A 26956-nucleotide genomic window follows, 5' to 3' on the forward strand; every position below is an offset into this window, starting at 1 on the left:
CAGATCCCTCAGTCCGCCGAAGCTCGCGAGTCGCTCTTCGGGTCATCCTCGTACTCGCCGAGGTCGTCGTAAGCGGGGCGGTGCATGCGCGTGCGCGTGAGATACGCCGATCGGGCGATCGCCATGGTGCCGACCGCGGATGTCGCCAGCTGCAACGCGACGATCAGCGCAACTTTGACGGTATCCGCGCCCGTCGGCTGATGCGTCAGCGCCCCGACGACGATGAAAATGATGCCGACGCCGCCCGCGGTGCCGATCGCGGACGCTCGCGTGTACGCGTCGGGGAATCGAATTACCCCCAGCGCCGCTGTGGCGAAGACGAGCGCGCCGACGAGGATCAGTGCATTCCCCACCAGTTCCAGTGCCGTAGTCATCGTTTCCCTCTCGTCAGAGCGCGAGCCAGCGACAGTGCCCCGAGGAAGCCGACGAGCGCGGCGATCAGCACGATGTCGAAGGTGAACGCGTTGTGGGTGCGGACACCGAACAGCGCGATGAGGCCGACGACGCCGAACAGCAGCAGGTCTCCGGCGAGTGCCCGGTCCGCCTCAGTGGGGCCGGCGAGCATGCGGTATGTCGCTCCGACGCAAGCGAGGCACATCAGCACGATGCCGATATCGATACTCATGACGTCACTCCTCTCCGCCGTACGGCGTGCAACATGCGCGACTCCATTCGCGAGAGTTCCGCCCTCAGTGCGTCGGCGTTCGGTGCGTACAGTCCGTGCACGAACAGCACGCGCCGACCGTCGGCCTCGATGTCCGTTCCCAGGGTCAGGGTGCCAGGGGTGAGTGTGATCAGGGCACCGAGCAGAGTGATCTCGCCGTCGCTGCGGCATCGCGTACGGAACCGCGCGATCCCGGTCGTAGAGTGCTGGCCCGGTGTCAGGTTGTCGCGCAGCACAGCGACGTTCGAGGTGAGGACTTGCCACACATACCACGCTCCGAAGGTCGCGAGGCGAGCGGGCCAGCTGATCCAGGTCATGCGTTGACCACCGCCTCGACGTACGCGCTAGTGTCGAGGAGCCCTCGTGCGGCGACATCGGAGAGATCGAGCAGGAGCTCGGCTCCGATACCGAGGCCGCAGGTGACCGCGGCGAGGAGCACCGCAGGGGCCGCGAGTGCGAATCCGATCCGGCGACGCGGTACTGCGTCGGTCGTGGTCCTGGTCGTCGCGGCGCGAACGCCGTCTGCCGATGGCTGAGGTGCCGGATCGGGCGCCGGATCCGCGCGCTGCGAACCTTCTCCGGCATCCGACCGCCCCCAGAAGACCCCGCCCCAGATCTTCAGCATAGAGAGGAGGGTCACCAGACTGACGAGGAGCATCACCACCACCGCGGCGATCTGCCCGGCTTCGAGCGCGGCGAGAATGAGCGTCAGTTTGGCGACGAACCCTGAGAACGGGGGAAGACCCGCGAGGGACAGCGCTGCGACGAAGAACGCGGCCGCGATCCAGGGTTCCCGCTTCGCGATACCGGAGAGGTTGCCGACCGTTCCGCTGCCGTATGCGACTTCGACGGCACCGGTGGAGAGGAACAGGGAGGCCTTCACGATCATGTGGTGCAGGAGGTAGAAGATTCCGGCCGTCAAGCCCGCCTGAGTGAAGAGTGCGACGCCGAGGAGGATGTACCCGATCTGGCTGACCATGTGGAACGCGAGAATCGACCGCATCGTCGGCTCGCCGACGGCGCCGAGCACCCCGATGATCATCGTCGCGCAGCACACGACGACACCGATCCAGAGCCATCGGGCGTCACCGTCGAAGAGTACAGCGTAGAGGCGATAGATGGCGTAGATCGCGACTTTCGTGTGCAGGCCAGAGAACAGCGCAGTGATCGCGGGCGACGTCGCGGGGTAGGCCCGGGCCAGCCACCCGTGCACGGGGACCACCGAGGCCTTGATGCCGAGCGCGAAGATGCAGACGGCAGCGGCGATCGCGACGGTGCTGTCCGTCGAGGCGAGCCCGGCCAACTCTGCGAGATTCACCGACCCAGCCGCTCCGTACACCAGACCGACGCCCGCGAGAAAGATCGTAGAGGTCAAGAGGTTCAGCGTGACGTACAGGCGCGTGCCCGAGACCTGTCGGAGCGGCGCTCGGCCCTGCGTCGCGAGCACGAAGAGTCCGTAGGAGGGGAGCAGCATGACCTCGATGAACACGAACAGGTTGAAGAGGTCGGCCGTGAGGAGAGCACCGTTGACCCCGGCGACGAGAACGAGAATCAGGGGAGCGAAGTATCGCGAGTTCGCGCGTCCTGAAGCGACGGCGAACGCGGTGCAGGTGACCGCGAGGAGACCGGTGACGGTCAGCATGAGCGCCGAGAACATGTCGGCGGCGAAGGGAATCGCGATGCCGAAGGCCCATCCTCCGACGCCGTGGGCGAGCGCACCACCGTCACCAAAATTCGCGATCAGTGCGACGCCGCTTCCCGTCGAAGCGATCAGCACGACGAACATGATGATTGCGTGAGCCGCTGGACGACGGCCGAACATGGCGAGCACGCCGGCCGCCAGGAGCGGACCTGCGACGAGCAGCGGAAGCAGTGCGCCCATCATGCGTGGGCCTCCTGGTGCCCTTCGTGTGTGGGCTGGCCCGACACGGCGGCACCTGCCAGACGCTCTGCGTCGACACGCCGTTCGATCTCGGTGAAGTCGGGCTCGGGGTCGTCATCGGTCGTGTCATCGGTCTGCGAGCCGGTGGCGGAGAGCACGAGCATGACGATCGTGATGGAGAAAGCGATCACGATCGCGGTGAGCACGAACGCCTGAGGGAGGGGGTCCGCGACGCTGCCCGGATCATCGGGTGTTCCGAATGGCATTCCTCTCCGATCCGCACCTCCAGCCGAGATGATGATGAGGTTGGCGGCGTGCCCGAGGAGCACGAATCCGAGGATCACGCGGAGCATCTCGCGCTGCAGCAGGAGATACATGCCTCCGGCGGTGAGTACCGCCACCGTGAGTGCGAGGGTCATGGGTTGCTCCGATCGGTCACGGGCCGCTGTGCGGTCCGGGCGCTGATTGCGGCGTAGGGGCGGCCCAGCAGGTTCAACGAGGTCAGTACGATGCCGATCACGGCCAGATAGACGCCGATGTCGAAAATGATCGCAGTCGTGAAGTGAACGCCGAACACATCGAAGTGGACCGGAGTGAGATACGACCCCTCGAGGTAGCCGAGCAGGCCGGTGCCGGTGCCCACTGCGATCCCGGAACCGATGAGCAGCAGGTACGGCAGTTTCACGCGAGCCTCCGAATCCGAGGGAGCGGCGAGGTACAGCAGGGCGAAGCCGGCCCCTCCGATGAGTGCGGCGATGAACCCGCCACCCGGTTCGTAGTGCCCTCGGAACAGGAGGACAAGTGAGATCAGGATGATCACCGGTGTGAGCAGGCGGGTGATCTGCCGCACGAACACCCCGTTCGTGCGCGCGTCCGACAGGGGGGTCTCCGAACGCAGATCCTCGGGGCGGATCGGGGCGAGACCGCGCGCATTCAGCAGCGCCGCCACAGCGATCCCGGCAACGCCGAGCACCGTGAGCTCTCCGAGGGTGTCCAGCGCGCGGAAGTCGACGAGAATGGTGTTGACGATATTGGAACCGCCCGTGAGCTCTTCGCCTGAGCTGAGGTAGAACGCAGCAGCATCGGACATCTCACGTCGGCCCGTCAGGGCCCAGACGCCGAGTCCGGCTGCGAGTCCCGTGCCGATCGCGATCGCACCGGTCGGAATCCGCCTACGCCAGGGTGCCGTGCTGAACTTCGCCGGGAGTCGACGGAGCAGCAGAACCATGACGCACACCGTCAGTATCTCGACGAGCAGCTGCGTGATCGCGACATCCGCCGCCCCGAGCACGAAGTACCAGACGGTCATCGAGAAGCCGACCACTCCGGTCACGACGATCGCAGAGATGCGCGTGCGGGCCCGCACCGCAGCCACGACCCCCGCGAGTACGAGCACGATCAGTGCCCAATCGAAGGGTTCGGTCGGGTCCCCGACCATCACGGGAAGGTCGCCGACGGTGAAGGCGCCGGCGAGGGCGATGAGGATCAGGCACACCGCGGGGATCGCCAGGTGCAGCTGCGGTGAGCGCGATCCCGCCCAGCTGCCCACGAACGATCCGAATCGGATCGTTCCACTCCTGAACGCGTCGACCACCGCGAGTCCCGAGACGGGGAGTTCGAGCGGGGCCGCGAATCGGTCGACCTGACGTCGGCAGAGCACCAGCGTCAGCCCCGCACCGATGATGAGCCCCGAGGCGAGGAGCGCCGGGGTGAGGCCATGCCAGAGTTCGAGATGTGCGTGCGCTTCTGCACCGCTCGCGGCGCTCGCGGCCGTGTCGACCAGTCCATCGAGAAGGAACGGCAGAAGCCCGAGGGCGAGGCCTGCACTCGCAGCGGCGGCCGGAACGATCCAGAACGCCGCGGGCGCCTCGCGCACGAGTTCGCCCGCGCGTCCGCGGAACGCCCCGATGAGCATCCGTGCGGAGTAGGCGAACGTCAGCGCGGAAGTGATGACCGCCCCCACCGTGATCGCCACGGCTGCCACGACGGGGCCGGGGAACTCAAGGAATGCGGTGAGCATCAGCTCCTTGCTCACGAACCCCAGCAAGAGTGGAACCCCCGCCATGGACGCGGCCGCCAATGCCAGAGTGGTCGCGGTCGCCGGCATGCGCAAGCGGCGCTGAGCGAGCATACGGATGTCTCGGGTGCCCGCCTGGTGATCGATGACCCCGACGACCATGAACAGTGCCGACTTGAACAGCGCGTGAGCAATGGTGTGCGCGACTGCCGCCGTCAAAGCGGCTGGGGTGCCGACGCCGATCATGGTGACGAGCAGGCCGAGCTGGCTCATCGTCGAATAGGCGAGCAGTTCCTTGAGATCGTGCCGGCGAATCGCCGCAGCGGCGCCGAGGATCGCGGTGATCAGGCCCGAAGTGATGAGGAGGATCATCCAGAGCGGCTCGCCAGCGAGTGCGGGTGAAAAACGGAGCAGCAGGTAGATTCCCGCTTTCACCATCGCCGCTGCGTGGAGATACGCGGAGACGGGAGTGATCGCGACCATCGAGTCGGGCAACCAGGACTGGAACGGGAACTGAGCCGACTTGGTGAATGCCGCTCCCGCGAGCAGAGCCGCTACCGCAACGGGAAACGCGCCACCCTCGTGCCAGACGGAGTGCGCGAGAGCCTCGCTGATGCGGGTGGTTCCCGTGCCGACGATGATGACGACGACCGCCGCGAGCAAGCTGAGTCCTCCGGCGGCAGTCACGAGGAGCGTACGAATCGCTGGTTCCCTGGCGTGCGCTCCTGAGCGGGCAATCAGGAAGAACGAGCAGAGCGTCGTGGCTTCCCAGGCGACGAACAGCACCACAAGATCATCGGTGAGGACGAGGAGGAGCATCGCGGCGGCGAACGTCGTCATGAGCACGTAGAACGATCCGTGGCGACCGTCTCGACCGAGGTACCGAGTCGCATACCCGAGCACGCCAGCACCGATGACGAGGACGATGAGAGAGAAGACGAGCGAGAGTCCGTCGAGCCGAAGCGCGAGCCCCACATCGATGGTCGGCATCCAGGGAACGAACTCGTCAGTGAAGCCGAGCGGAGCAGCCGGCGCCGCCATGAGTACCAGCGCTGCGCCTCCCAGAAGGGGCAGCGCGAGCACCCATCCGGCGTTGCGCCCGAGCAGACGCGTCGTCGGCGCAGCGATGATGCAGGTGAGTGCGAGGGTCGCGAGTGCGAGAATCAGCAAAGGTCCGCCCGGGGTCGAAGTGACAGTTCACTCGTCGAACCATGTAACGAGTCTGCACTCGTATGGCGCCCGCAGCGCGTTCGGTTCGACGCTTACGCGTGAACGATGGTGGCGGGCACGCCCGAGAGGGCGGGTCCCCAGGAGGTGATGTAGCCGTTGGTCCCGGCTCCGGGCAGCACCCAGGTCACGAGCGAGTCGATCGCTCGGGGAGTGCGGCAGTGCTGAGACATTGCTGGACAGAATAGCATGCGCGATTCGTCAGCCGATGATCGGTCGTTCTTCCGGGTAGGTAACGAATTCCTGTCGCTGCCGCACCGCGAGCGCGGATGCGAGGACGATCGGACCGACACGACCGGCGAGCATCAGCGCGGAGAGTACGTATTGCCCGAATGGGGCGATGTCGGAGGAGATGCCCACGCTCAAGCCGCAGGTGGCGAACGCGGAGATCACCTCGAACAGGATCCGATCCAGTGAAGCATCACTGACGACCGTGAGGAGCCCGGCGGCGACGAAGACGAGTGTGGCGCTGAGGAAGACGACGCTGATGGCGAGCCGCAGTGTGCCGTTCGGAATCTGTCGACCGAGCGCTTTCGTCGTGCGGGTGCCCCGTGCCTCGGCCACGATCGCGAGGAAGAGCACGGCGAGGGTCGTGACCTTGATGCCGCCCGCCGTCGAAGCCGACCCGCCGCCGACGAACATGAGCGCGTCGCTCATCAGCATGGTCGTCGCGGTCGATGACTCCATGTCGATGATGGAGAACCCGCCCGATCGCATCATCGTCGAGGCGAACAGCGCATTGCCGAGCTTCTGCCACCAGCTCGCTCCGCCGACGGTTTCGGGGTTGTTCCACTCGAACGCGGCCCAGCCGAGGGCACCGGCGACCAGCAGGATGACGGTGGTGATGATGGTGAGTTTGGTGTGGAGCGTCCACTTGCGACGACTCCACCTGGCGCGAATGAGGTTCAGGAACACCGGGAAACCGAAACTGCCGACGAATACCCCGATTGCGATGGGCACGAGGACGAAGCCGTTGTCCGCGAAGCTTGCCAGTCCGCCGTCGTGCGGGCTGAACCCGGCGTTCCCGAAGGCGGAGATCGCGTAGAACACGCCATACCAGAGGCCCCACCCGAATGAACCCTCCGCGACGGTGAAGGCAGGTATCAGAGCTGCGGCGAGCACACCCTCAACGATGAACGTGGTGAGGACCACGACCCTCAGGAGATGGCCGACCTCGCCCATGCCGGAGGACCCGATGCCTTCCTGGGCGAAGACTCTGGTGCTCACGCCGAGCCGTCTGCTCACCATGAGGGCGAGGAGCAGTGCGATCGTGACGACGCCGAGCGCACCGGTCTGCACGGCGAGCAGAATCACGATCTGGCCGAACATCGACCAGTGCTCGGCCGTGTCCACGCTCGTGAGGCCGGTCACCGTGACGGCCGAGACCGCGGTGAAGAACGCGTCTGCGAGATCGGTGTGTTCGCCGCGTGCCCCGGCCGCCGGAGTCATCAGCAGTCCGGTGAACAGGAGTGTCGCCAAGCCGAAGATGGTGATGGCGATACGTGCCGGGGCGTGACCGGCGGCGAAACGGAGGCGATGCCGGATCCCGCCGAGAGTCGACCGCACGCGGCCGGCGGTCTCGCTCGCGCTCAGTGCATCCACCGGACTCTCCTCGATCTTGCTTCGTGAGCCGTGCGTTGTTCGGTGCACGCCGCCCGGGCTTCACGGCGCCGGAGTCGAGGCTAGTACGGGGCGGGGGAAAAAGACAGCGAGTCCGTGTCGATGCGTTCGTTCACTTCTCTCGCGCCGCGAACCTGCCGGCGAGTACCAGCACCACGACGAGTGCAGCCGGGAGCAGCCACCCGCTCCAGCCCGTGATGTTCGCGTGCAGGGGGTCGTAGACGCCATTCTCGGCGATGAAGACGAGGGGGAGCGTCGCCGCGGCATTCAGTGAGCTGTGCGCGAGCGCGGGAGCCCAGACTGATCCGCTGCGCAGGCGCAGCCAGCCGAAGAGCCCGCCCATGACGGTGCAGAATCCGATCATCGCGAGCAGGGCGAGCCAACCGGGTGTGCCTGTGTAGTTGTAGCCGAGCAGAATGACGGGAGCGTGCCACAGGCCCCAGATGATCCCCGAGATCAGGATCGCGCCCCACGGTCCGAAGCGCATGAGCTTCGGCAGCAACCAGCCGCGCCACCCGATCTCCTCCCCGAGAGCGGGAATGATGTTGATGAAGAGCGCTGCGACGAACACGTTCACGAACTGGCCGACGATGAGGGTGGCGACGGGGAGCTCCATGTCAGGGGCGCCCGCCTGGGCCAGCTGCGCAGCCGTGATCTGCTGCAGGCCGGAGAAGTGCGTGAAATCGCCGGGGAAGAGCCCGAGGAGCGATCCGATGACGAGTGCGAGGACGCAGAGCGCGATCGGCAGGAACAGCCCCAGTGCGAGGTACCCGATCAGCCGGCCGACCGGAGTCACCGGAACGAACCCGAGAGCGTGCGCGGTGCGGCGCGGGCGGTCGACCTTCCACACCACGGCGAGGGCCGCGATGGTCGGCGTGCACATCATCACCAGCATGAGTGGAAGTGCAGCGGGGGAGGCGAGTCCGTCCCCGAGCCAGAGCGGCAGGGCTACCAGCCACGCGAGTGCACACGCCAGGAAGGTGTAGACGAGGATCGCCGGAATGGATCGTCCGTTCTCGCCGCGCTGCTGCTCCGCTGATCTCCCGTGCGCTTCCATTGACGTCACTGCGTCTCCTCTCTCAGTACGCTGCCACATCAACCTTACAGGCGGACTGCTCTCAGGCTGGTCTGTCAAAATGTTGTTGACAGACGCGCACTGTCAATCTATTGTTGACACCATGAGGCACGCGTTCACGTTCTACGGCACCGTCGAAGACCGCCCCGGCCCCCGGTGGCGTGCACTGTTCGACGCCGTGTGGCCCGGATACCGGGCCTGGTACCTCCGCGATGGTGACGCGGCCCGCCCCGACCTTGCGACGGCGGAACGCAAGCTCCGTCTCCACATGCCCGAGCTCGTGCCGACCTGGGAACGGCTCGTCGAATTGACGGGGCACGATGAAACTGCGGCGCGGATGCTGACGCTCTGGAACCCGCCGCGGTTTCTACCCGGCTGCTCGCAGGTCGCCCTGCAGGCCCCGGAACCCGCCTTGCTCCGCAACTACGACTACGGACTCGAACTCTTCGAGCAGGTCCACAGCTCCACCCGATTCGAGCGCCGACGCGTCATCGGCACGTCCGACTGCCTCTGGGGGCTCCTCGACGGCATGAACGATGACGGGTTGGCGATCTCGCTCGCGTTCGGCGGGCGACCGGGGGACGGGGACGGGTTCGCCGCTCCGCTCGTCGTGCGCTACCTGCTCGAGGTCTCGAGCGATGTGGAGGAGGCGGTGCGCCGGCTGGCGACGATCCCGGTTTCGATGTTCTACAACCTCACGATGGTCGATGCCGGCGGGAGCTCGGTGACGGCCTACGTCGGTCCAGGCATGCGTCCCGAGGTCCACGAGGATCCGGTGGCGACGAACCATCGGGGCCGCACGCCCGAGTATCCGGATCACGCTCGCCGCTTCCGCAGCGTCGAGCGTCAGGAGGTCCTCACCGACGTCGTGGAGCGCGATGGCGATGTCGCATCCGTAGCCGAAGCAATGCTCGGCCCCGAGGTGTTCAGCCACGACTACGACGGCGCGTTCGGCACCCTGTACACTGCCGTCTATCGGCCGCTCCTCGGAGAGGTCGAGTACCGTTGGCACTCCGGCAGCTGGACCAGGAGCATGACCTCGACGGAGGAGACATACATCGTGACCCTCGACGACGACGCCGCGACGCCCGCTCAGCCGAGCGACCTGGGCGACACGTACGGTACGAGATGGTACGCGGGCGAGCCGAGTGCGGAGCCCCCGGCCGAGAGCCCCGGCGCCGGTGTCCCGGTCGCCGAGGCTCAGGCCGCAGCCAGGAGAGCAGTTCGCGACCTCTCGCTGTCGTCCGACCCGGCCGCGTTCTCCGCGCTCCTCGCCCTCTCAGCGGAGGTCGGTGAGGCCCTCGGCACGAGCGCGCGCACGCTCGCCGAGCAGAACTCGTGGGCCCGCGTCGCCGAGATCGCCGCCGTCAGCAGGCAGGCGGCGTGGCACCGCTGGCGCTGAGGGTGCTCGAGCTGAGGGTGCTGTGAGTGACGGGCGGCTCGGGCCCAGCGGAGCAGCATGGATGATCTGACCGAGCGGATCATCGGCATGCTCCGTCAGGACGGTCGGATGGCGTACACGCGCGTCGCGGCCACGCTCGGAGTGAGCCGCGAGATCGTGACGGATCGTGTGCGCGCGCTCACCGACAGCGGGCGCTTGCGCATCGTGGCGGGAATCCACCCCGGCGCCGTCGGGCTCCCGGTCTCGGCGCATCTCTCGATCTGGGTCACCGGCCCGACGCAGCCCGTGATCGATCGGCTCGTCGAATTCGATTCGATGTCGTTCATCTCAGAGGTCACGGGCGCCTTCCAGATCTCGACGGAGACCTGGTTGACCGACACTGCCGCACTGCGCGAGCAGGTGATCACGATCCGCGCGATCCCCGGCGTCGTCGACGTGCAGGTGCTGATGTTCGACCGGATCCTCAGCAGTTTCTTCGGCGGGACCACACCGGACCCAGCGGCGATCTCCCTCGACCGCACGGATCTGCGGATCCTCGAAGCCCTGCAGCAGGACGGGCGGGTACCGCTCGGCGACCTCGCCAGCCGCGTGCAGCTCTCGCCGAGCGGCACGCGGCTCCGCATGCTCAAGCTCATCGACTCAGGAGTCATGAAGATCGGGGCGATCGACCAGCACACCGGATCGAGCGAGGATCTGCTGCTCGGATTCGGCATCAAGGTGCTGGATGACGCGCGTGTGATCGATGCGATTCTCAACTCGGGCGTCGCGGTCGAGTTCCTCGCGCAAACCCTCGGCCGCTACGACCTGAAGGCGACGATCGCTTTCAGCTCGGTGGATCGATTCCACGGTGTTATGCAGCGACTGCGCGACGAGGGCCTGATCGCGATGTCGGAGACCTGGCTGCACACGCGCATCGTGCTCGAGCAGTACGAGCGCTCGCTCGACATCGCGTAACCCCGATCAGGCGGGCCGGTTCACCGGCGACTCAGGACGCCCGGTCTCGGCGAGCGCGACCGCGTTCTGCGCTTGAATGCGCACGTACTCGATCTCGGTGCGGGCCGAGAAGTACGCGATGTGCGGGGTGAGTACCACGTCGTCCCGGCCGACGAGCGGGTGTCCGTGGGCTGGTGGCTCCTCCTCGAGCACATCGAGAGCGGCGCCGGAGAGGTGGCCACGATCGAGTGCCTCCGCGAGCGCGGTCGAGTCGATCAGGCCGCCCCGCGAGACGTTGACGAGGACGCTTCCCTGCGGCATACCCGCGAGGAACGCGGCGTCGACCATGCGCTCGGTCTCCGCGGTGAGGGGGAGATGCAGGGAGAGCACATCGCTCTCCGCCTGCACCGCCTCCAGCGAGGTGCGGGTGACGCCGAGCCGGTCGAGGTCGGCACGGACCTCGGCGGTGTCAGGCAGGAACGGATCGAACCCGAGGATCCTGCCGAACAGCGGCCCTGCGAGCCTGATCAATTCTCGGCCGATCTTGCCGAGCCCGACGACTCCGAGCGTGAGCTCGCTGAGGCGAGGCGGGGCCGAAGCCGCTCGCTCGTTCCAGGTGTTCGGTCCTGCCGACGCGGTGTAGAACCCCAACTGCCGCACGGCACTCAGCAGGATCGCCAGCGCGTGGGTGGCGACCTCCTCGGTCGCGGCGCCTGGCACGTTCGTCACCCAGACCCCGTGCTCGGTCGCGGCATCGACGTCGACGTAGTCGAAGCCCATGGACATGAGCGAGATGAGCCGGAGGTCGGGCAGTGCAGCGATGATGTCCCGCGTGATCTCGGCGTAACCGGGAAGGAGCACGGTGGCATCGGCTGCTCCGGCGATGATCTCGCCGGCATCGCGAGTGCCGAGCACCCTGACCTCGAATCCGTGCGACTCGAGCAGCTCGATGCCGAGCGATGGGTCGGTGTCGTCGACGTCCGTGTAGACGGCCACTGGACGCGCAGAGGCGAGGTTCATCGTCGTCTCCCTCAGTTCGCGAACGTCGACTGGTCGATGTGGATGAGTTGCAGCCCACCGTCGCGCACGGCGCTCGCAACTGCGTCGGCGAGCTCGGCGGCACTCCGAGCCGCGCGACCGGTGCCGCCGAAGGCGTTCGCGACCGCGACCCAGTCGGGCTGCACCAGATCGACCGCGACCGGCGCGATGCCCGCGTCGATCTCGTTCTGCTTGATCTCCTGGTACCCGCCATTGTCGACGACGATGACGGTGACGTCCTCCTGCTGCTCGACCACCGTGATGAACTCGTTCATCGAGAACATCAGGGCGCCATCGCCGACGACCACGAAGGACGGGCGATTCGGCTCGGCGACGCGGGCGCCGAGTGCTGCGGGCAAGCCGTATCCGAGTGTGGCGTACGTCGCCATGTAGGGCGTCGAGTTCGGCGAAGCGACGCGGAGCGTGTTCAGCAGTCCCCAGTAGGCGATCTGCGACGAGTCGGTGGCGACCATCGCATCGGAGGGGAGGGCCTCCGCGATGCTCTCGGCGAGCGCCGTGTTCTCAGCGGAGAGTTTCGCGCACTCGGTTCGTACCGCCGCCAGGGTCTCTGACACCCCCTGCGCCGCGTCTCGCGGTGCGCCTGCGCCGAGGGCGGCGGTGAGGGCGCTCAGAGCGGCCCCGGCGTCGCCGACGAGGCCGATCGTCGCGGGCTGGTTCTTGTCGATCTGCGTGTCCAGGAGATCGATCCGGATCACGGAGCCCCTCGCCTCCAGCTGCTCCACCCACAGCTCCGCTTCGCCGAGCTTCGAGCCAACGACGAGCAGCACGTCGGCGTCACGCGCACGGTTCCGGGCCGCGGCGAGGCGCAGGTTCGATCCCAGCGAGAGCGGATGATGCTCGTCGAGCACACCCTTCGCGTTCAGCGTCGTCACGACCGGGGCGCCGAGCCGCTCGGCGAGCGAGCGGAGTTCTGCGCCAGCCCCACGGGAGCCGCCGCCCGCGAGGATGACCGGGTCCTCCGCCGCGTCGAGCAACCGCGCCGCCTCGGCGACGGCGGCAGCGTCCGGCGCCGGGATCGGTGCGAACGCCCGCGGCTCGACCGCATCCGGGGCGATCTCGGCCTCTGCTTCGAGCACATCGAGGGGGACCTCGATGTAGACCGGGCGCGGCCGGTTCGTCGCGAAGAGCGCGAACGCGTCGTGCACCGCGGTCACGGCCTCCTCGGCGGAGTCCACCCGCCGGCCCCACTCCACGATCGCGGACGCTGCGCTCAGCTGATCCTTCGTCTCGTGGAGGGTGCCGACGTCCGCGAACTCGCTGCCCCTGGCGGGGCCTGGCGCGAGAATGATCATCGGGCGCGACTCGCAGTATGCGGTACCCGCTGCGGAGAGCGCATTGAGCAGTCCAGGTCCACTCGTCGTGATGACCACACCGGGAAGACCCGTCTGGAGGGACCACCCGTCGGCTCCGTACCCGGCGCCCTGCTCGTGACGCGTGGTCACGGGTCGGATGTCGAGCTCCGCGAGACCGCGGTAGAACTCGAGATTGTGGGTGCCGGGGATCCCGAACACCGTGTCGACGCCGTATCCGCGAATCGTCTCCATGACGACCCAACCGGTCGTGCGCTTCCGAGTGGTCTCCATAGCGGCGGTGAACCTACTTCCCGTCGGGGTTGGTGATGGTGGTGGTGTCGAGGCGCGGTGCGAACGATCCGGTCACCGGCGCCTCATCGGAGTACTGCGGGGCGAACCGCGTGCCGATCACTGCCGCGACGGTCAGTAGACCGAAGAGGCCGACGACCGACCAGAAGTTGTCGCCCGTTGCGATGAGCAGCGTCGAGGCGATGGCCGGCGAGAGACCGCCCCAGATGGCGGCGCCGACACCGTACGACAGCGACATCGAGGTGTACCGCGACTGCGGGCGGAACATCTGCGCCATGATCGCCGAGAGCGGGGCCCACGCACCGCTGAGCGTGACACGGATGAGGATCACGAACGTCCAGATCAGCACGACGTTCTGGTTCTGAATCGCGATGACCAGCGGAATCATGCAGAAGAAGGAGAGGATCGTACCGAGGTACATGATCACCTTGCGTCCGATCTTGTCGCCCAGGTAGGCGATCGGCAGCGTGACGAGCATTTCGACGAGCGAGGCGATGGTCATCGCGCCCAGAATGATCGCCGGGTCCAGGCCGACCTGCGGGCTGTCGGCGTAGCTCTGCACGAAGGTGGTGGCGAGCACGTAACCGCCGGACGACATCGCGACGATGCAGATGCCCATGAGGATCGGGAACCAGTTGTTCTTGAGAGCGAACAGGATCGGCGTCGACTGCTGCTGGTCCTCGACCTTCGCCTCGAACACCGGAGTCTCCTCGACGCGGTACCGCACCCAGAATCCGACGCCGATGAGCACGACGCTGAAGAGGAACGGGATGCGCCAGCCCCAGGTGAGGAGCACGTCGTCGCCGAGCGAGGTCAGGATCCAGAACATACCGGTCGCCATCAGCGCGCCGAGAGGGTTGCCCACCTGAGTGAAACCGCCGTAGAACGTCTTCCACTTCGGCGGAGCGCTCTCGACCGACATGAGGCTTGCGCCGCCCCACTCGCCACCGACCGCGAGGCCCTGGCACATGCGGAAGATGATGAGCAGGATCGGGGCCCAGATGCCGATCACGGCGTAGGTCGGGAGCACGCCGACGAGGGTCGTCGCGATGCCCATGAGGAGCAGGGTCATCGTGAGCGCAGGCTTCCGGCCGAGCTTGTCGCCGATGTGCCCGAAGATGATGCCGCCGAGCGGACGCATGAAGAACGCGACGGCGTAGGTGCCGAACGAGGCGAGCGTGGCGAGTGCCGGGTCGAGATCCTCGGGGAAGAAGATGTGGGGGAACACGATCGCCGCGGCGGTCGCGTACACGTAGAAGTCGTACCACTCGATCGACGTGCCGACGAGCGCGGCGAACCCGCCCTTCAGGGCGCGTCTGTGGGTGTTCGGTGGTGCTGAGGTGGTGGCCGACACGGGGAGCTCCTTTGCTGGGCCAGGGCGTCGTTCGGCGCGGAGCGCGCCACGGACCGACTGTAGGCGAGCGCGCGGATCGGCGGAAGTGGCACCCGTCCGTGGATCGGGCCGTGACGCTGCTGATTCGCGCGCGAGGATTCCAGACGTGCAGCGGGTGAGACCGAATCCCGGGCTTTCACTGCTGACTCGGGCCGCGACGGCAACAGATCACGCGACTTCGGTTTTTTCGGAGAATCGCTCAGGCCGTGGTGTCCGATTCCCGCTGATCCGAGCCGGTCGGCCATGGCAGGCTAGGCGTATGCACAGCACACCCAGTACCTTCGACGAGCGATACCGCGCCGTCGAGGCGCGCGATACCCGGTTCGACGGGCAGTTCGTGACGGGTGTGCGGACGACGGGAATCTACTGCAGGCCGTCGTGCCCTGCTCGGACGCCGAAGCCGTCGAACGTGACGTTCTTCCGCACCAGCGCCGCGGCGCACGAGGCCGGATTCCGGGCCTGCAAGCGATGCCTGCCGGAAGCGGTGCCCGGGTCGCCCGAGTGGAACCTGCGCGGCGATACCGTCGGCCGAGCCATGCGCCTCATCGCCGACGGAGTCGTGGAGCGCGAGGGTATCGGCGGCCTTGCCGCCCGCCTCGGCTATTCGTCGCGCCATCTCGGGAGGCTCCTCATCGCCGAGCTCGGTGCCGGGCCGCTCGCCCTGGCTCGCGCCCACCGCGCCCACACCGCCCGCACACTCCTCGTGAGCACCGACCTGCCGATCGCCGATGTCGCGTACTCCGCAGGCTTCGGGAGCGTGCGACAGTGCAACGACACGGTGCGCGAGGTGTTCGCGATGACCCCGACCGAACTCAGGGCACGGAGGCGCGGAGCGGATCCGGCCCCCGGGGCGATCACGCTCCTGCTGCCGGTACGGGAGCCCTTCGACGCTGCGGGTCTCCTTGCCTGGTTCGCGGCGCGGGCGATCCCCGGAGTCGAGCAGGTCACCCACTTCGGGTACCGTCGCACGCTCGACCTGCCGGGCGGGCCGGGGTTGCTGGAACTCGAGCTCGGTCGGCAGACGGGACAGGTCCGCATGCGGGCCTCGCTCGCGACCCTCGCTGACCTGGGATCGGCCGTCGCGCGCACCAGGCGTCTCCTCGACCTCGATGCCGATCCGCTCGCAGTCGATGCCGCGCTCTCCCGACACCCGGCCATTGCACCGCTGATCGCCGAGACGCCAGGGGTGCGGGTGCCGGGCACCGTCGACGCGCACGAGACGCTCATCCGCACCATGATCGGGCAGCAGGTCTCCGTCGCCTCGGCTCGGACCGCCCTCACGCGGCTCGTGGCGGAGCTCGGCAGGCCGGCCCCGACGCGAGGAGCGACCGAACAGCCGGGGGAGAACACCCCTGACACGCTCTTCCCGACGATGGCCAAGATCGCCGAGCATGGCGATGAAACCCTCAGGGGGCCAGAGGCCCGCCGACGCGCCGTGACCGCCGCGGCAGCCGCGCTCGCCGCAGGGACGCTCGAACTCGGTCAGGGTGACGACGGCCGCGATCAGCGTCGTCGCCTGCTCGAGCGCCGGGGGATCGGGCCGTGGACAGCGGACTACGTACGCATGCGCGTGCTCGGCGATCCCGACGTGCTCCTCGCCGGCGACAGCGCGATGCGCGCCGGCGCCAGGGCCAGGGGTCTTCCGTCTGATCAGCGCGGGCTTCTGGCCTGGGCCGAGCGCGCGGCCCCCTGGCGCAGTTATCTCACTACCCGGCTCTGGAGCGAGACAGGGACCACCTCAGTCACTCCACGACAGGAGACACCATGACGACCGCCACCGCCACCGCAACCGCCACCGTGCAGACCGTCGCCACCCCTGACGGGCCGTTCACCATCGTGAGCGACGAGGATGAACGCGTCCTCGCCTCGGGCTGGACATCCGATGTCGCCGACCTCATCGTCCGAGCGCACGCTTCGCTGCGGCCCGCGCAGCTCGTGACCGGCACCACTGGCGCGGCGGACGCCGTCGCCGCTTACTACTCCGGCGACGTCGCTGCCATCACCGCCGTGCCGGTCAGGCAGCACGGAACGGCGCTTCAGGTGCAGGGCTGGGCGGCGCTGCGTCGGATCGAGCCGGGCGCGCCGCTGTCGTACACGGGGTTCGCCACGCTCCTCGGCAAGCCCACCGCGGCACGAGTTGCGGCGTCGATCTGCGCCCGCAACGCGCCAGCCCTCTTCGTGCCGTGCCACCGCGTGCTCAGGAACGACGGATCTCTCGGCGGCTTCGCCTGGGGGACGCCGGTGAAGGAAGCGCTGCTCGAACGCGAACGAGCCTGACCGTTCGAGGCGAAGTTCCGACGGCCTACGGTTGCAGCCCGGCGATCGCCGGCTTGAAGCCGAGGCGCGGATTCTCGCAGCAGCCCGGTCGGCAGACGTCGAACCAAGGACCGATCCGCGTGGTGTTCGCCCGTTCACCGACGGGGCGCCCGACCACACGCTCCTCGACGAGGTCGACGAGTGCGTCGACGAACGCCGGGTGCACGCCGGGAGTCGGGGTCCTGGTCACCCAGAGGCCGCGCGCGGTCGCGGTCTCGGTGGCCTCATTGTCGAGATCCCACATGACCTCCATGTGGTCGCTGACGAAGCCGACCGGCACGATGATGACGGCCGTGCGGTCCGCGAGCGCCTCGATGGCGTCGTTGATGTCCGGCTCCAGCCAGGGCTGCGAGGGCGGGCCAGAACGGGACTGGTAGACGAGCTGCCAGGAGATGTTCGGAGCCGCTTCGGCCATGACGTGTTCCGCGACGGCGAGGTGCTGCGCAGCGTAGCCGCCACCGTCGACCTCGGGGAAGAGTCCGGCCCCCGAAAGGTCGGCATCTGCAGAGGGAATGCTGTGGGTCGAGAACATGACCTCGATGTCCTCCGGCCGATTCCCGGCCCCGATGGCCTGCGCGACGCCGCTGCGGACACCCTCGATGAACGGCTCGACGAATCCGGGGTGCGAGAAGAACTGCCGCACCTTGTCGATCTGCATCGTCTCCTGCAGGCCGCTCGCTTCCAGTGCGTCGGCCCAGTCTTCCCGGTACTGACGGCAGGAGGAGAACGACGAGTAGGCGCTCGTCGGAATGGCGATCATGCGCCGCACCCCGTCGGCTGCGGCCTCGCGGAGCGCGTCATCGAGGTACGGAGCCCAGTTCCGGTTGCCCCAGTACACGGGCAGATCGATGCCGGCCGCGGCGAGCGCTTTGCGGAGCACCGTCAGCAGTTCGCGGTTGTGGCCGTTGATCGGGCTCACTCCGCCGAAGTGTCGGTAGTGATGGGCGACCTCTTCGAGGCGCTCGTCGGGGATTCCCCGGCCGCGGGTGACGTTGCGGAGGAATGGGAGCACGTCCTCCTGCCCCTCGGGGCCGCCGAACGCCGAGAGGAGCACAGCGTCGTACTGCTGCGGGATCGACGTGTGTTCGGGGCCGTCCTGCGACGCTGCCGTCGCATTCGGTACGCGTGCGCCATCGGCGAAGCACACGCCTGACGCCGCCGGCGGCTTGATCTCTCGTCGTTCCTGCGGGGCGGTGTGCTCCGGGTTCGGTGAGTTCGTGGACGCGCGGTCAGCGGTCGTGCTCATGGCGTGGAGGCCTCCTGTGCCTGTCGTACACGCGCCCCAGGGAAACGGCCGGGGGCTGAGGGAAATGCTCTATCCAGTCTAATCGAGCCTTCCTGCAGAGCCGCCGCAGGGCGCGTGACAGCGGTGCTCAGTCTCCTTGGGGTGCCTCCGCGGGGCGGGGAAAGGGATCGCTATATGCTGCCCATGCCCCCGGCCCTGCGGTGAATTCCGCGTCGGAGAGCGCGACGGCATCGAGCGCCAGTCGGATCGCCGTCGGGTCGAGGTCGATGCCGATGAACGCGAGCTCCTGGCCCGGGGCGGGGAAGTCTCCGTCGTCGCGTTCGGGGTGATGGTCGTCTGGAACTGCCTCACGGAACTCGATGGTGCTCCCGACGTGATCCCAGTACAGGACGCGTCCCGTCCGCGTGGCGAATCGGCAGAACCCCGCCGACCTGAGGACCTGCCCGTATGCGCCGGCCTCGATGCGATCGAGAAAGGCCTGAAGTCTGCCGGGATGGAGCGGGCGCAGGTGCTCGTAGCGGATCGCGGAGACGCGGGGGTCGGTCATGTGCGGTTCCGCGTCGCCGTTGAGGACTCCGATCCACCCGGCCCGTTCTTGTTCCCGTTGGTAGGGGGCGGACGCGAAGACCGTCGCGGTCGGGGACCCGTCCAGTCGCAGGCGTGCGAGTGGACTGAGGTGGCTGACGACGGCCATGATCATCGAGAGTTCTCGGGTGGCGATGGCCTCCCAGTTCACGATGATCACGACGGAGGCGAACTCCATTTGTGTGACCGTCAGCAATGCTCGGGCAGTGCAGTCGAGCATGGTGCCATCCGCGTCGACCTCGGTGACGACGAAGTCGTCGACGGCGAGGTCGTCGAGCAGGTGCAGGGCGTCGACCACGCACACCACGCCCGTGAGACTGCCGCCCCCCTCGAGCGAGGTGAGTGTTCCGATCACTTCGGTGACCGCGGTCGTCGCGTCGAATTCCACGACGACGCCTGCGGCCGCCCCGGCGTCGGTGATGGCTGCTGCAGCGGCCTCGATCGGGTGCGTCTCGCGCGTGAGACGGCCGGCGGGAATGAGCACTCGCGAGCTTTCCGTCGCGAGTGCTCTCGCGAGCCGTTGGCGCTCTGGCCCGCACGCCCCGACGACGACGGTCACGTCTCTACTGCTCATGTGTTCTCCTCGGCTGATGACTCTGCTATCTTCTTCATGATATCCATTATCAATAAGGAGTCGGTCGTGAAGGTCAGAGCATCGCTGAAATCGCTGAAGCAGCAACCGGGAGCGCAGGTCGTCCGGCGTCGCGGCCGGGTATACGTGATCAATAAGCAGAACCCGCGGTTCAAGGGGAGGCAGGGCTGAGCCCGATGTCGTACGCGCGTGCCATCCTGGAGGCATGACCGAGTACTCCGTCTCCAGTCCGCTCACCGTGCGCGATGCCGCCGCGTGGCGCGACTGGCTCGACCAGTCAGAGGACGTTTCGGACGGAGTCTGGCTGCTCCTCGCGAAGAAGGGCGTGACGCAGCCCACTCGACTGAACTACCAGGAGGCCCTTGTCGAAGCGCTGTGCAGCGGGTGGATCGACGGGCAGCGCCGATCGCGCGACGCCACCACCTACCTGCAGCGCTTCACCCCGCGCAGGCCACGGTCGATCTGGTCGCAGCGCAATGTCGAGATCGTGACGCAGTGCATCGCGGAGGGGCGTCTCAGGGACCGAGGATTCACCGAGGTCGAGCGCGCTCGGGCGGATGGCAGGTGGGATCGTGCGTACGCGGGGCCGGCGTCGGCAGAAGCGCCTCCTGAGCTGGAGGCGGCGCTCGATGCGGCTCCACGGGCACGACAGGCCTTCGAGCGGTTGACCGGGAGTGCGCGATACAGTGCACTGCATCCGGTGCTCACCGCCGCCACCGAGGCGACACGGGAGCGCCGGATCCTGAAACTGATCGAGCAGCTCGAGGGCGATGCGAGCGAGGGGAGGGGATCCCGCGATGGATGACAAGCGCCCCGACTCGTCCGTGCGCGGGGTGGAGATCGGATCCATGATCGGGGGCTCTTTCGGTCTCGTCTTCGTGGGCGTGAACTCCGGAACGCTCCCCGGTGTGCTCCAGATGCTCGTCATCGGGAGCGCCGCCGTCCTCTTCGCGGTGATCGTGTGGCTTGCCGTGCGGGCCCTCTCTGCCCGGGGGCGGGGGCGGCGTTCACCACAGGGGGATGCTCCGCCTGCGAGCTCACGAGGCTTTCCGCGAAGCTACTGGGTCATCGTCGGCATCGAAGCGATCGCGCTGATCGGCGGTGCCCAACTGCTCGCTCGCTTCGGGTACCCGGAGTTCGGGGTCGCGTGGGTCGCCGTTGTGGTCGGCACGCACTTCTTCGCCCTGGCCCGGGCGTTCGACCTGGCTCGATTTCATCTCCTCGGCGCGGTCATCACGCTGCTCGGAGTTGCGGGCTTCGGGCTCGGGGGCTTTGGCTCAGTGGGCCTCATCCCGGTGGTCAGCGGCGTCGCGAGCGGCTTCACGCTGCTCGTATTCGCGCTCTGGGCGCTCGTGACGTGGCGCGGGGCGGTGCCTCGGTCAGCATGAAAGACTCTGCGCGGATCACGCGCCGAGTGAGAATCGGGAGAGGCGGCTGATCGTTCGGGGGAGGTCAGCGGGCGGCTCAGCGACGTCCCCGAGCTCGCGCCAGTGCCCCGACGCGATGCAGTCCACGGTGATATCGGCGTCTGCGAGGATGTCGATGAGCACGCAGAAGCGGGCGGCGGATTGCGGGTCGAGGCGGTGAAGCTCCGGGATGCCCGACACGACGATACGCGGGTGCCGCTCTGCGAGCTCGAGATAGTCCCAGGCGCCCTTCGGAGCTTCGCAGAGCGCGGCGAAGGAGAAGGTCGGCGCTCCGTCTCGAACTTCTGCCTCACCGGCGTCCGGCCCTCCGCCTCGCACCGTCCACGTGCTGCGGGCGAAACCTCCCGTGCGCGGCGCGACATCGACGGAACGGTGATCCGGCCCCTGGCCCACCTCGACGACCGAGAGGTGCTGCTCGATGAGCGCGATCGTCGTGAGGAACCGGTCGTGGAACATCGGGTCGGGCAGCAGTCCGGCCGGGGCGTAGTTCGAGGTCGCGATCACGAGGATGTCGAGTTCGAGGATCACCTCGAACGTCCGCGCGAGGTAGACGGCGTCGGCCACGTCGTGGACGTGGAACTCATCGAAGAGCACGGCGCGGTCGCCGGCGAGCATCTCGGCGATCGTCTCCTCGATCGGCCGCCGCCCGGCGATGATCTGCGCGTGCAGTTCGCGGAAGAATGCGTGGAAGTGGACGCGGCGTTTTGCGGAAGTCGGGATGGACCGGAAGTACGCGTCGGCGAGCATCGTTTTCCCGCGCCCGACGCCGCCCCACAGGTACCACCCCTGCACTGTCGGCCGCCTGAGAGCGGCGACCGCCTCGCGCTGCGCCGGATCGAGCGTCAGACCGCTCCCCGCGATCTCGGTGAGAAACGCATCGCGGGTCTGCTCGGCGAGGAGCGGTGCCTGCACAAGCGTCGTCTGCGGTTCGGCGTCTGGACCCTCCGCCTCGGTCGGCGGATCGGTGACGGAGCGCGTATCGGGGAACATCGGCCTCTACTGTACGGGGAGACAGCCCGGAGGGCCTGATCCCCGCCTAGAGTGGACGCATGCGCTCACCGATTCAGCCGTACCTGCAGAACGTTCTCGACAGCATCGCGGAGCGGACGGACGGTGAGCTCGCCGACTACATCCCGGAACTCGCGCAGGTCGATCCTGCCCCGTTCGGCATCGCGATCTCGATGCTCGACGGGCAGACCTACGCGGCGGGTGACTCCGATCTCCCGTTCACGATCCAGTCCGTCGCGAAAGCTTTCACCTATGCGCTCGCGATTCGCGAACGGGGCCTCGAGCACGTGCTCGAGCATATCGGGGTCGAGCCGTCAGGCGACGCGTTCAACCGGATCTCGGTCGACGACCGCGGTCGTCCTGCCAACCCCATGATCAATGCCGGCGCGATCGCCGCGTTCGCGCTCGTGCCGGGGGAGAGCGCGGAGGAGAAATTCGCGGAGGTCCTGCAGTTCCTCTCCGCATGCGCCGGTCGCCCCCTGTCCGTTGCCGAGGACGTCTTCGCGTCAGAGATGGACACCGCGTACCGCAACCTCGGCATCGCCAACATCCTGCGAGCCGGCGGGGCGCTCGCCGCGGAACCTACGGTGGCGGTCGAGGGCTACGTTCGGCAGAGCTCGGTGCTCGTGACCACGGAGGATCTCGCGGTCATGGGTGCGACCCTCGCGTCGGGCGGCGTGCAGCCCGTCACCCGGGAGCGGGTGATCGACGAGGACACCGCGGGGCACGTGCTGTCGGTGATGACCACCTGCGGAATGTACGACGCCGCGGGCGACTGGGTCTCTGCCGTCGGCTTTCCCGCGAAGAGCGGCGTCGGCGGGGGCATCGTCGGCGCCTCACCCGGGCGGATCGGCATCGCCGCGTTCTCTCCGAGACTGGATCGGCACGGCAACAGCGTCCGCGCCGTCGCCGCCTGCGAACGGCTCTCGCGCGACCTCGGTCTGCATCTCATGCGCATTCCCGAGGTCGGTCATCTCGCGGTGCGCGAGGCGGTCACCAACACCTCTGTCGAGAACGACATCGGCAGCGCCGCGTACTTCCGGCTCCAGGGGACCATCGATTTCGTCGCAGCGGAAACCGTGGTCCGCCGTATGTCGTCCGAGAGCGTGTCCGAACGCTACGTGGTGGTCGACCTCGCAGAGGTGATCGAGGCGAAGTCGGTCGCGCTGCTCATGCTGTCGGAGGTACTCGGTGCCTTCTGCTCGGAGGGGAAGTACCTCTACGTGATCGACCCGGCAGGCATCTACAGCGCTGCCGACATCGAAGCCCACGGGCTCGCGGGCCGCGTGCAGCACGTGGGGTCCTGGGAAGAGGGGGAGCGAGTGGCTCGCGAGCGCACGGAACAGGGCCTCGAACCGTGAAGGGTTCGAGGGTGAGTGTGCTGACATGAGGGTGGACCGCTTGAGTCGTCCACTGATCTGCGCGGTGGCGCTGGGGTGTCTCCTCGGTGCGGTTGGGTGCTCCTCAGGGGCCGCCGCTCCGGAGGTGCCATCCTCTGAGACAGACAGATCAGCACTCGATTTTCCCGTGGGCGCGGAGTTCGACTATCAGCTCGGCGCGGCGTACCCACTGCCGGACGGCGTGACCATGGTGACGCGCGACCGAACCGCTCCGGCGGTGCCAGGCGCGTACTCGATCTGCTACCTCAACGGCTTCCAGACGCAGCCGGGCGAGGTCGACGACTGGCCAGAGGAGGCCGTGCTGCGCAGCGATGGCGACATCGTGTACGACCCGGATTGGCCCGACGAGGCGCTGCTCGACATCTCGACGGAGGCCGGACGCGAGATCGTCGTCGCTCGAGTCTCGGACTGGATTTCGGGGTGCGACGAGGCGGGGTTTGCAGCGGTCGAGTTCGACAACCTGGATACCTTCACCCGATCGGACGGGGCGATCAGCCGGGCCGATGCGGAGCTGGTCGCTGCCGACCTCGTCGATGCGGCGCACGCCGCAGATCTCGCCGCGGGACAGAAGAACGCGGCGGAGCACGCCGTCTGGTTGCGCGAGCAGGCCGGGTTCGACTTCGCGGTGAGCGAGGAGTGCGCGGCGTTCGAGGAGTGCGCGGCCTACTCCGATGTCTACGGGGACGCCGTGATGAACATCGAGTACACGGACGAACTGCCCAAGCCATTCGCCGAGGTGTGCGCGGACCCTGAGACCCCGCCCACAACGATCCTGCGCGACCGTGAGCTCGTCGCACCGGGCGAACTCGGCTACACCTACGAGACGTGTTGACGCGACCCCTGTCCACCGCAGTCGGGATGCGAGAGAATGCAGCATGGCACCGCAAGCGAATTCCGAGCTGGACTACGACCTGATCGTCATCGGGGGAGGCCCCACAGGTGAGAACGTCGCCGACGGGGCGGCGCAGCGCGGGTTGCGGGTTGCGCTCGTCGAATCCGATCTGGTCGGCGGGGAGTGCTCCTACTGGGCGTGCATGCCCTCGAAGGCGCTGCTGCGGAGCGGCCAGGCGCTCAGCGCTGCACGACGCGTTCCCGGCGCGCGCGAGGCAGTAACGGGCGAACTCGACGTGCAGGCGGTTCTGGACCGCCGGACGTCGTTCACGAGTCACTGGAACGATGCGGGCCAGGCCGAATGGGTCGCCGGCGCAGGGATCGAACTGATCCGGGGGCGTGGCCGGCTCATCGGTCGCGGCAGGGTCGAAGTCGACGGGCGGGAGCTGACCTGCTCGGCCGTGGCGCTCGCCACGGGTTCGGTTCCCGTGCTCCCTCCCATCGACGGACTCGCGGACGCCGCGCCCTGGGGCACGCGGGAGGCGACCTCCGCCTCCCGCGTGCCGGGCAGCCTGATCGTGATCGGCGGAGGGGTGGCCGGCACCGAGATGGCGTTCGCCTTCGCATCACTCGGCGCACACGTCTCGCTGGTGTCGCGAAGCGGGATCCTGGGTGGTGCGGAGCCGTTCGTCGGGCCGCTGGTCACTGAGGGACTTTCCGATGCGGGCGTCGAAGTGCGGACCGGGGTCGCTCCTCAGCGCGTCGACCGCGGGTCGGACGGGGCGGTGTCGGTGGAACTTGCAGACGGGGCCCGGATCACAGCGGAAGAGGTCCTCGTGGCCACGGGGCGGCGGCCGAACACCGATGGGCTCGGGCTCGAGGAGCTCGGTCTCTCCACGCCGCTCGCGGTCGACGACACGATGCTCGTCGCGGAGACGGACTGGCTCTACGCGGTCGGCGACGCGAACGGCCGCGCACTGCTCACGCATCAGGGCAAGTACCAGGCGCGCGCCGCGGGTGCGGCCATCGCGGCGCGAACACTGGGGGAGCCCGTCGACGATGAGCCGTGGGGTCGGCACGTGGCTACCGCCGACCACGCGGCTGTTCCCAGCGTCGTCTTCTCCGATCCGGAGGTGGCGAGCGTCGGGCAGACCGAGGCGGTAGCGCGAGAAGCGGGTATCGATGTTCGTGCGGTGGAGGCCGATATCGGAGCGGTCGCCGGTGCTGCACTCCACGCCGACGGCTACACCGGCCGTGCGAAGCTGGTGATCGATGCGCAGCGGAGCACGCTCATCGGTGCGACGTTCGTGGGGCAGGACGTCGCCGATCTGCTCCACTCGGCAACGGTCGCGATCGTGGGGGAGGTGCCGGTCGATCGGCTCTGGCACGCCGTCCCGGCGTACCCGACCGTCAGTGAGGTGTGGCTGCGGCTGCTCGAGGCCGATGTCGCTGCAGAGTCCGGCGGCGCGAAGACCGCGTAGCCGCCCCGCCTGTCAGCTGCGGGTGGTGGACTCTCGGATTTGGAGCGTTACTTCAGGCGTACTGAGCGGCGTCGAGACGGTGTGACCCTCTGCGAGCCGGATCGCTGCGTCCACCGCGAGTTTCGCGGTTTCCTCCGGATGCAAGTCGAGTGTGGTCACTGTCGGGCGACTGGTCAGGTTTTGCATCGCTCCTGACGCTGCAGCGACCATGAGGTCGGCCGGGACCTGGAGACCGCGCCGCTGCGCCGCTGTGACGACACCGGCGGCGTGACGGCCGGTGAGGCAGAAGATCGCATCCGGGCGTTCGTCCGCGTGGCCGTCGAGCAGGCGCCTGGCGATGGGTTCGCCGGCGCCCTCACCGTCGGTTTCGGGGATCTCGAGGATCTGCGGCCGCTGGCCCCGCGCGGAGGCCCAGGCGCGCATGGTCTCCTGCGATCCGAGATTCCAGTCATTCCGATCGGTTCCCGTCACCATGGCGATGCGCTGGGCACCCGCGTGCGCGAGGTGTTCGAGCATCGTGATTGCTTGCTGCTCGCTCGACTCATCGAACTCGACGAAAGCTCCTCGTCGAGCAGGGTCGGCGCCCACGGAGACGAACGGGATGCGCTGCTCGCTCAGGAGCGTCAGGACCGGGTCGTTCTCGAACGGTTCGGTCACGATGTAGGCGTCCGCCGCGAGCGCGCTGAACGGGACGTCCGGTCGCGTCGGGTCGTCGATGAGCATCATGCTGTAGCCGCGATCCATGGCGGCGAGCGACGCACCGCCGGCCATGCGAAGGAAGTAGTCGACGCCTTCGGGGAGGAACGTGTCGAGGCTGTGCAGAGGGCGGATGACCAGGGCGAGAAGTCCGAGACGCGAGTTTTGCAATCCTCTAGCGATCGCGCTGGGGCGGTAGCCGACCTGGGCGGCGATCTGCTCGACGCGCTCAGCGGTCTCGCGCCGGACGGTGCCCTTGCCGTTCAACGCATGGGAAACAGTCGTCGGCGAGACGCCGGCTGCCCTGGCGACATCTTTGATCGTCGGTTTTCCGCTTCTCTGCACGCCCACAGACTACTGGTTTCCTGCGCCAACGGCGATTCGTGCACGTTGACCCGGTTGTTATCGAACCGTGATCTACAAAACGATTTATGTAAATCGTTTTGGGTGTTAGTCTCCTGCTTGGGTCTCCGTCCATGGCTGTGCCAGACCACGGGGGTT

General features: G+C 67.7%; 26 protein-coding genes. 10 read left to right on the forward strand and 16 right to left on the reverse strand.

Annotated features, from left to right (window positions below; all coding sequences use genetic code 11):
• Positions 1-8: 8 nt before the first annotated feature.
• The 9 genes from K8P10_RS05000 to K8P10_RS05040 all read right to left on the reverse strand — a co-directional run bounded on the left by K8P10_RS05000 (position 9) and on the right by K8P10_RS05040 (position 8467).
• Positions 9-374 carry a monovalent cation/H(+) antiporter subunit G gene (locus K8P10_RS05000; protein WP_224780705.1) on the reverse strand — a complete coding sequence of 122 codons (366 nt, stop codon included), beginning with the start codon at positions 372-374 and terminating at the stop codon, positions 9-11.
• Positions 371-625 carry a monovalent cation/H+ antiporter complex subunit F gene (locus tag K8P10_RS05005; protein WP_224780706.1) on the reverse strand — a complete coding sequence of 85 codons (255 nt, stop codon included), beginning with the start codon at positions 623-625 and terminating at the stop codon, positions 371-373. Before K8P10_RS05005 ends, K8P10_RS05000 begins: the two co-directional genes overlap by 4 nt.
• Complete coding sequence (locus K8P10_RS05010) at positions 622-981, reverse strand: Na+/H+ antiporter subunit E (RefSeq protein WP_224780707.1); 360 nt, start codon at positions 979-981, stop codon at positions 622-624. The genes K8P10_RS05005 and K8P10_RS05010 overlap by 4 nt, the downstream gene beginning before the upstream one ends.
• Positions 978-2549 carry a monovalent cation/H+ antiporter subunit D family protein gene (locus tag K8P10_RS05015; RefSeq protein ID WP_224780708.1) on the reverse strand — a complete coding sequence of 524 codons (1572 nt, stop codon included), beginning with the start codon at positions 2547-2549 and terminating at the stop codon, positions 978-980. Before K8P10_RS05015 ends, K8P10_RS05010 begins: the two co-directional genes overlap by 4 nt.
• Positions 2546-2965, reverse strand: coding sequence for a sodium:proton antiporter (locus K8P10_RS05020; RefSeq protein ID WP_224780709.1), 420 nt, complete (start codon positions 2963-2965; stop codon positions 2546-2548). The genes K8P10_RS05015 and K8P10_RS05020 overlap by 4 nt, the downstream gene beginning before the upstream one ends.
• Entirely contained in the window at positions 2962-5733 is a 2772-nt protein-coding gene (locus K8P10_RS05025; protein WP_224780710.1) for a DUF4040 family protein, read from the reverse strand. Before K8P10_RS05025 ends, K8P10_RS05020 begins: the two co-directional genes overlap by 4 nt.
• Before the next feature lie 92 nt (positions 5734-5825).
• Positions 5826-5963, reverse strand: a complete 138-nt coding sequence (locus K8P10_RS05030; protein WP_224780711.1) for a hypothetical protein — start codon at positions 5961-5963, stop codon at positions 5826-5828.
• Positions 5964-5991: 28 nt separating this feature from the next.
• Positions 5992-7392, reverse strand: coding sequence for a TrkH family potassium uptake protein (locus K8P10_RS05035; protein ID WP_224780712.1), 1401 nt, complete (start codon positions 7390-7392; stop codon positions 5992-5994).
• A gap of 130 nt (positions 7393-7522) precedes the next feature.
• Positions 7523-8467, reverse strand: coding sequence for a CPBP family intramembrane glutamic endopeptidase (locus K8P10_RS05040; RefSeq protein WP_224781217.1), 945 nt, complete (start codon positions 8465-8467; stop codon positions 7523-7525).
• 121 nt (positions 8468-8588) lie between these two features.
• On the opposite strand from K8P10_RS05040, the gene K8P10_RS05045 reads away from it, so the two are divergent.
• Together K8P10_RS05045 and K8P10_RS05050 are read left to right on the forward strand one after the other, a co-directional pair.
• Entirely contained in the window at positions 8589-9887 is a 1299-nt protein-coding gene (locus K8P10_RS05045; RefSeq protein ID WP_224780713.1) for a C45 family autoproteolytic acyltransferase/hydolase, read from the forward strand.
• A gap of 57 nt (positions 9888-9944) precedes the next feature.
• Positions 9945-10841 carry an Lrp/AsnC family transcriptional regulator gene (locus K8P10_RS05050; RefSeq protein WP_224780714.1) on the forward strand — a complete coding sequence of 299 codons (897 nt, stop codon included), beginning with the start codon at positions 9945-9947 and terminating at the stop codon, positions 10839-10841.
• Positions 10842-10847: 6 nt separating this feature from the next.
• Here the strand turns inward: K8P10_RS05050 and K8P10_RS05055 are convergent, their stop codons facing one another.
• Genes K8P10_RS05055 through K8P10_RS05065 form a run of 3 tightly spaced genes read right to left on the reverse strand, consistent with a single transcriptional unit; the run spans position 10848 to position 14834 of the window.
• Positions 10848-11840 (reverse strand): C-terminal binding protein, encoded by a 993-nt coding sequence (locus K8P10_RS05055; protein WP_224780715.1) that lies wholly within the window; start codon positions 11838-11840, stop codon positions 10848-10850.
• Positions 11841-11851: 11 nt separating this feature from the next.
• Complete coding sequence (locus K8P10_RS05060; protein ID WP_224780716.1) at positions 11852-13462, reverse strand: thiamine pyrophosphate-binding protein; 1611 nt, start codon at positions 13460-13462, stop codon at positions 11852-11854.
• A gap of 13 nt (positions 13463-13475) precedes the next feature.
• Positions 13476-14834, reverse strand: coding sequence for an MFS transporter (locus tag K8P10_RS05065; RefSeq protein WP_224780717.1), 1359 nt, complete (start codon positions 14832-14834; stop codon positions 13476-13478).
• Positions 14835-15132: 298 nt separating this feature from the next.
• On the opposite strand from K8P10_RS05065, the gene K8P10_RS05070 reads away from it, so the two are divergent.
• Together K8P10_RS05070 and K8P10_RS05075 are read left to right on the forward strand one after the other, a co-directional pair.
• Positions 15133-16641, forward strand: coding sequence for a DNA-3-methyladenine glycosylase 2 family protein (locus K8P10_RS05070; RefSeq protein WP_224780718.1), 1509 nt, complete (start codon positions 15133-15135; stop codon positions 16639-16641).
• A complete protein-coding gene (locus tag K8P10_RS05075; RefSeq protein ID WP_224780719.1) occupies positions 16638-17150 on the forward strand; it encodes a methylated-DNA--[protein]-cysteine S-methyltransferase in 513 nt (170 codons plus the stop codon). The genes K8P10_RS05070 and K8P10_RS05075 overlap by 4 nt, the downstream gene beginning before the upstream one ends.
• Before the next feature lie 25 nt (positions 17151-17175).
• Here the strand turns inward: K8P10_RS05075 and K8P10_RS05080 are convergent, their stop codons facing one another.
• Complete coding sequence (locus K8P10_RS05080) at positions 17176-18435, reverse strand: ferrochelatase (RefSeq protein WP_224780720.1); 1260 nt, start codon at positions 18433-18435, stop codon at positions 17176-17178.
• A 127-nt stretch (positions 18436-18562) separates the two neighbouring features.
• Positions 18563-19594, reverse strand: coding sequence for a GTP-binding protein (locus K8P10_RS05085; RefSeq protein WP_224780721.1), 1032 nt, complete (start codon positions 19592-19594; stop codon positions 18563-18565).
• 66 nt (positions 19595-19660) lie between these two features.
• Here K8P10_RS05085 and ykgO point away from each other — a divergent pair, with 66 nt between their 5' ends.
• Genes ykgO through K8P10_RS05100 form a run of 3 tightly spaced genes read left to right on the forward strand, consistent with a single transcriptional unit; the run spans position 19661 to position 21000 of the window.
• A complete protein-coding gene (ykgO, locus tag K8P10_RS05090; RefSeq protein WP_053388021.1) occupies positions 19661-19783 on the forward strand; it encodes a type B 50S ribosomal protein L36 in 123 nt (40 codons plus the stop codon).
• Between the two features lie 34 nt (positions 19784-19817).
• Complete coding sequence (locus tag K8P10_RS05095) at positions 19818-20417, forward strand: YdeI family protein (RefSeq protein WP_224780722.1); 600 nt, start codon at positions 19818-19820, stop codon at positions 20415-20417.
• Positions 20410-21000, forward strand: coding sequence for a hypothetical protein (locus K8P10_RS05100; protein ID WP_224780723.1), 591 nt, complete (start codon positions 20410-20412; stop codon positions 20998-21000). The genes K8P10_RS05095 and K8P10_RS05100 overlap by 8 nt, the downstream gene beginning before the upstream one ends.
• Positions 21001-21015: 15 nt before the next feature.
• Here K8P10_RS05100 and zapE read toward each other — a convergent pair whose 3' ends face one another.
• The gene (gene zapE / locus K8P10_RS05105; protein ID WP_224780724.1) at positions 21016-22029 is read right to left on the reverse strand and encodes a cell division protein ZapE; all 1014 of its coding nucleotides are present in this window, start codon (positions 22027-22029) and stop codon (positions 21016-21018) included.
• A 59-nt stretch (positions 22030-22088) separates the two neighbouring features.
• Here zapE and glsA point away from each other — a divergent pair, with 59 nt between their 5' ends.
• From glsA to K8P10_RS05120, 3 genes are all read left to right on the forward strand, one after another.
• The gene (glsA, locus tag K8P10_RS05110) at positions 22089-23408 is read left to right on the forward strand and encodes a glutaminase A (protein ID WP_224780725.1); all 1320 of its coding nucleotides are present in this window, start codon (positions 22089-22091) and stop codon (positions 23406-23408) included.
• Between the two features lie 166 nt (positions 23409-23574).
• Entirely contained in the window at positions 23575-24279 is a 705-nt protein-coding gene (locus K8P10_RS05115) for an endo alpha-1,4 polygalactosaminidase (RefSeq protein WP_224780726.1), read from the forward strand.
• A 43-nt stretch (positions 24280-24322) separates the two neighbouring features.
• A complete protein-coding gene (locus K8P10_RS05120; RefSeq protein ID WP_224780727.1) occupies positions 24323-25759 on the forward strand; it encodes an NAD(P)/FAD-dependent oxidoreductase in 1437 nt (478 codons plus the stop codon).
• 12 nt (positions 25760-25771) lie between these two features.
• Here K8P10_RS05120 and K8P10_RS05125 read toward each other — a convergent pair whose 3' ends face one another.
• Positions 25772-26800, reverse strand: a complete 1029-nt coding sequence (locus tag K8P10_RS05125; protein ID WP_224780728.1) for a LacI family DNA-binding transcriptional regulator — start codon at positions 26798-26800, stop codon at positions 25772-25774.
• Positions 26801-26956 lie beyond the last annotated feature (156 nt).

The sequence above is a fragment of the Leucobacter sp. Psy1 genome (assembly GCF_020096995.1).
Classification (GTDB): domain Bacteria; phylum Actinomycetota; class Actinomycetes; order Actinomycetales; family Microbacteriaceae; genus Leucobacter.

What these genes read in the sequence shown, in the direction of transcription:
- K8P10_RS05100 (WP_224780723.1), top strand. Translation starts at nt 20,410, where the DNA reads ATGGATGACAAGCGCCCCGACTCGTCCGTGCGCGGGGTGGAGATCGGA.
- K8P10_RS05075 (WP_224780719.1), top strand. Translation starts at nt 16,638, where the DNA reads ATGACGACCGCCACCGCCACCGCAACCGCCACCGTGCAGACCGTCGCC.
- K8P10_RS05015 (WP_224780708.1), bottom strand. Translation starts at nt 2,549, where the DNA reads ATGATGGGCGCACTGCTTCCGCTGCTCGTCGCAGGTCCGCTCCTGGCG.
- K8P10_RS05070 (WP_224780718.1), top strand. Translation starts at nt 15,133, where the DNA reads ATGCACAGCACACCCAGTACCTTCGACGAGCGATACCGCGCCGTCGAG.
- K8P10_RS05010 (WP_224780707.1), bottom strand. Translation starts at nt 981, where the DNA reads ATGACCTGGATCAGCTGGCCCGCTCGCCTCGCGACCTTCGGAGCGTGG.
- K8P10_RS05050 (WP_224780714.1), top strand. Translation starts at nt 9,945, where the DNA reads ATGGATGATCTGACCGAGCGGATCATCGGCATGCTCCGTCAGGACGGT.
- K8P10_RS05030 (WP_224780711.1), bottom strand. Translation starts at nt 5,963, where the DNA reads ATGTCTCAGCACTGCCGCACTCCCCGAGCGATCGACTCGCTCGTGACC.
- K8P10_RS05055 (WP_224780715.1), bottom strand. Translation starts at nt 11,840, where the DNA reads ATGAACCTCGCCTCTGCGCGTCCAGTGGCCGTCTACACGGACGTCGAC.
- K8P10_RS05120 (WP_224780727.1), top strand. Translation starts at nt 24,323, where the DNA reads ATGGCACCGCAAGCGAATTCCGAGCTGGACTACGACCTGATCGTCATC.
- K8P10_RS05040 (WP_224781217.1), bottom strand. Translation starts at nt 8,467, where the DNA reads ATGGAAGCGCACGGGAGATCAGCGGAGCAGCAGCGCGGCGAGAACGGA.
- K8P10_RS05020 (WP_224780709.1), bottom strand. Translation starts at nt 2,965, where the DNA reads ATGACCCTCGCACTCACGGTGGCGGTACTCACCGCCGGAGGCATGTAT.
- K8P10_RS05085 (WP_224780721.1), bottom strand. Translation starts at nt 19,594, where the DNA reads ATGAGCAGTAGAGACGTGACCGTCGTCGTCGGGGCGTGCGGGCCAGAG.
- K8P10_RS05005 (WP_224780706.1), bottom strand. Translation starts at nt 625, where the DNA reads ATGAGTATCGATATCGGCATCGTGCTGATGTGCCTCGCTTGCGTCGGA.
- K8P10_RS05095 (WP_224780722.1), top strand. Translation starts at nt 19,818, where the DNA reads ATGACCGAGTACTCCGTCTCCAGTCCGCTCACCGTGCGCGATGCCGCC.
- K8P10_RS05080 (WP_224780720.1), bottom strand. Translation starts at nt 18,435, where the DNA reads ATGAGCACGACCGCTGACCGCGCGTCCACGAACTCACCGAACCCGGAG.
- zapE (WP_224780724.1), bottom strand. Translation starts at nt 22,029, where the DNA reads ATGTTCCCCGATACGCGCTCCGTCACCGATCCGCCGACCGAGGCGGAG.
- K8P10_RS05045 (WP_224780713.1), top strand. Translation starts at nt 8,589, where the DNA reads ATGAGGCACGCGTTCACGTTCTACGGCACCGTCGAAGACCGCCCCGGC.
- K8P10_RS05000 (WP_224780705.1), bottom strand. Translation starts at nt 374, where the DNA reads ATGACTACGGCACTGGAACTGGTGGGGAATGCACTGATCCTCGTCGGC.
- K8P10_RS05060 (WP_224780716.1), bottom strand. Translation starts at nt 13,462, where the DNA reads ATGGAGACCACTCGGAAGCGCACGACCGGTTGGGTCGTCATGGAGACG.
- glsA (WP_224780725.1), top strand. Translation starts at nt 22,089, where the DNA reads ATGCGCTCACCGATTCAGCCGTACCTGCAGAACGTTCTCGACAGCATC.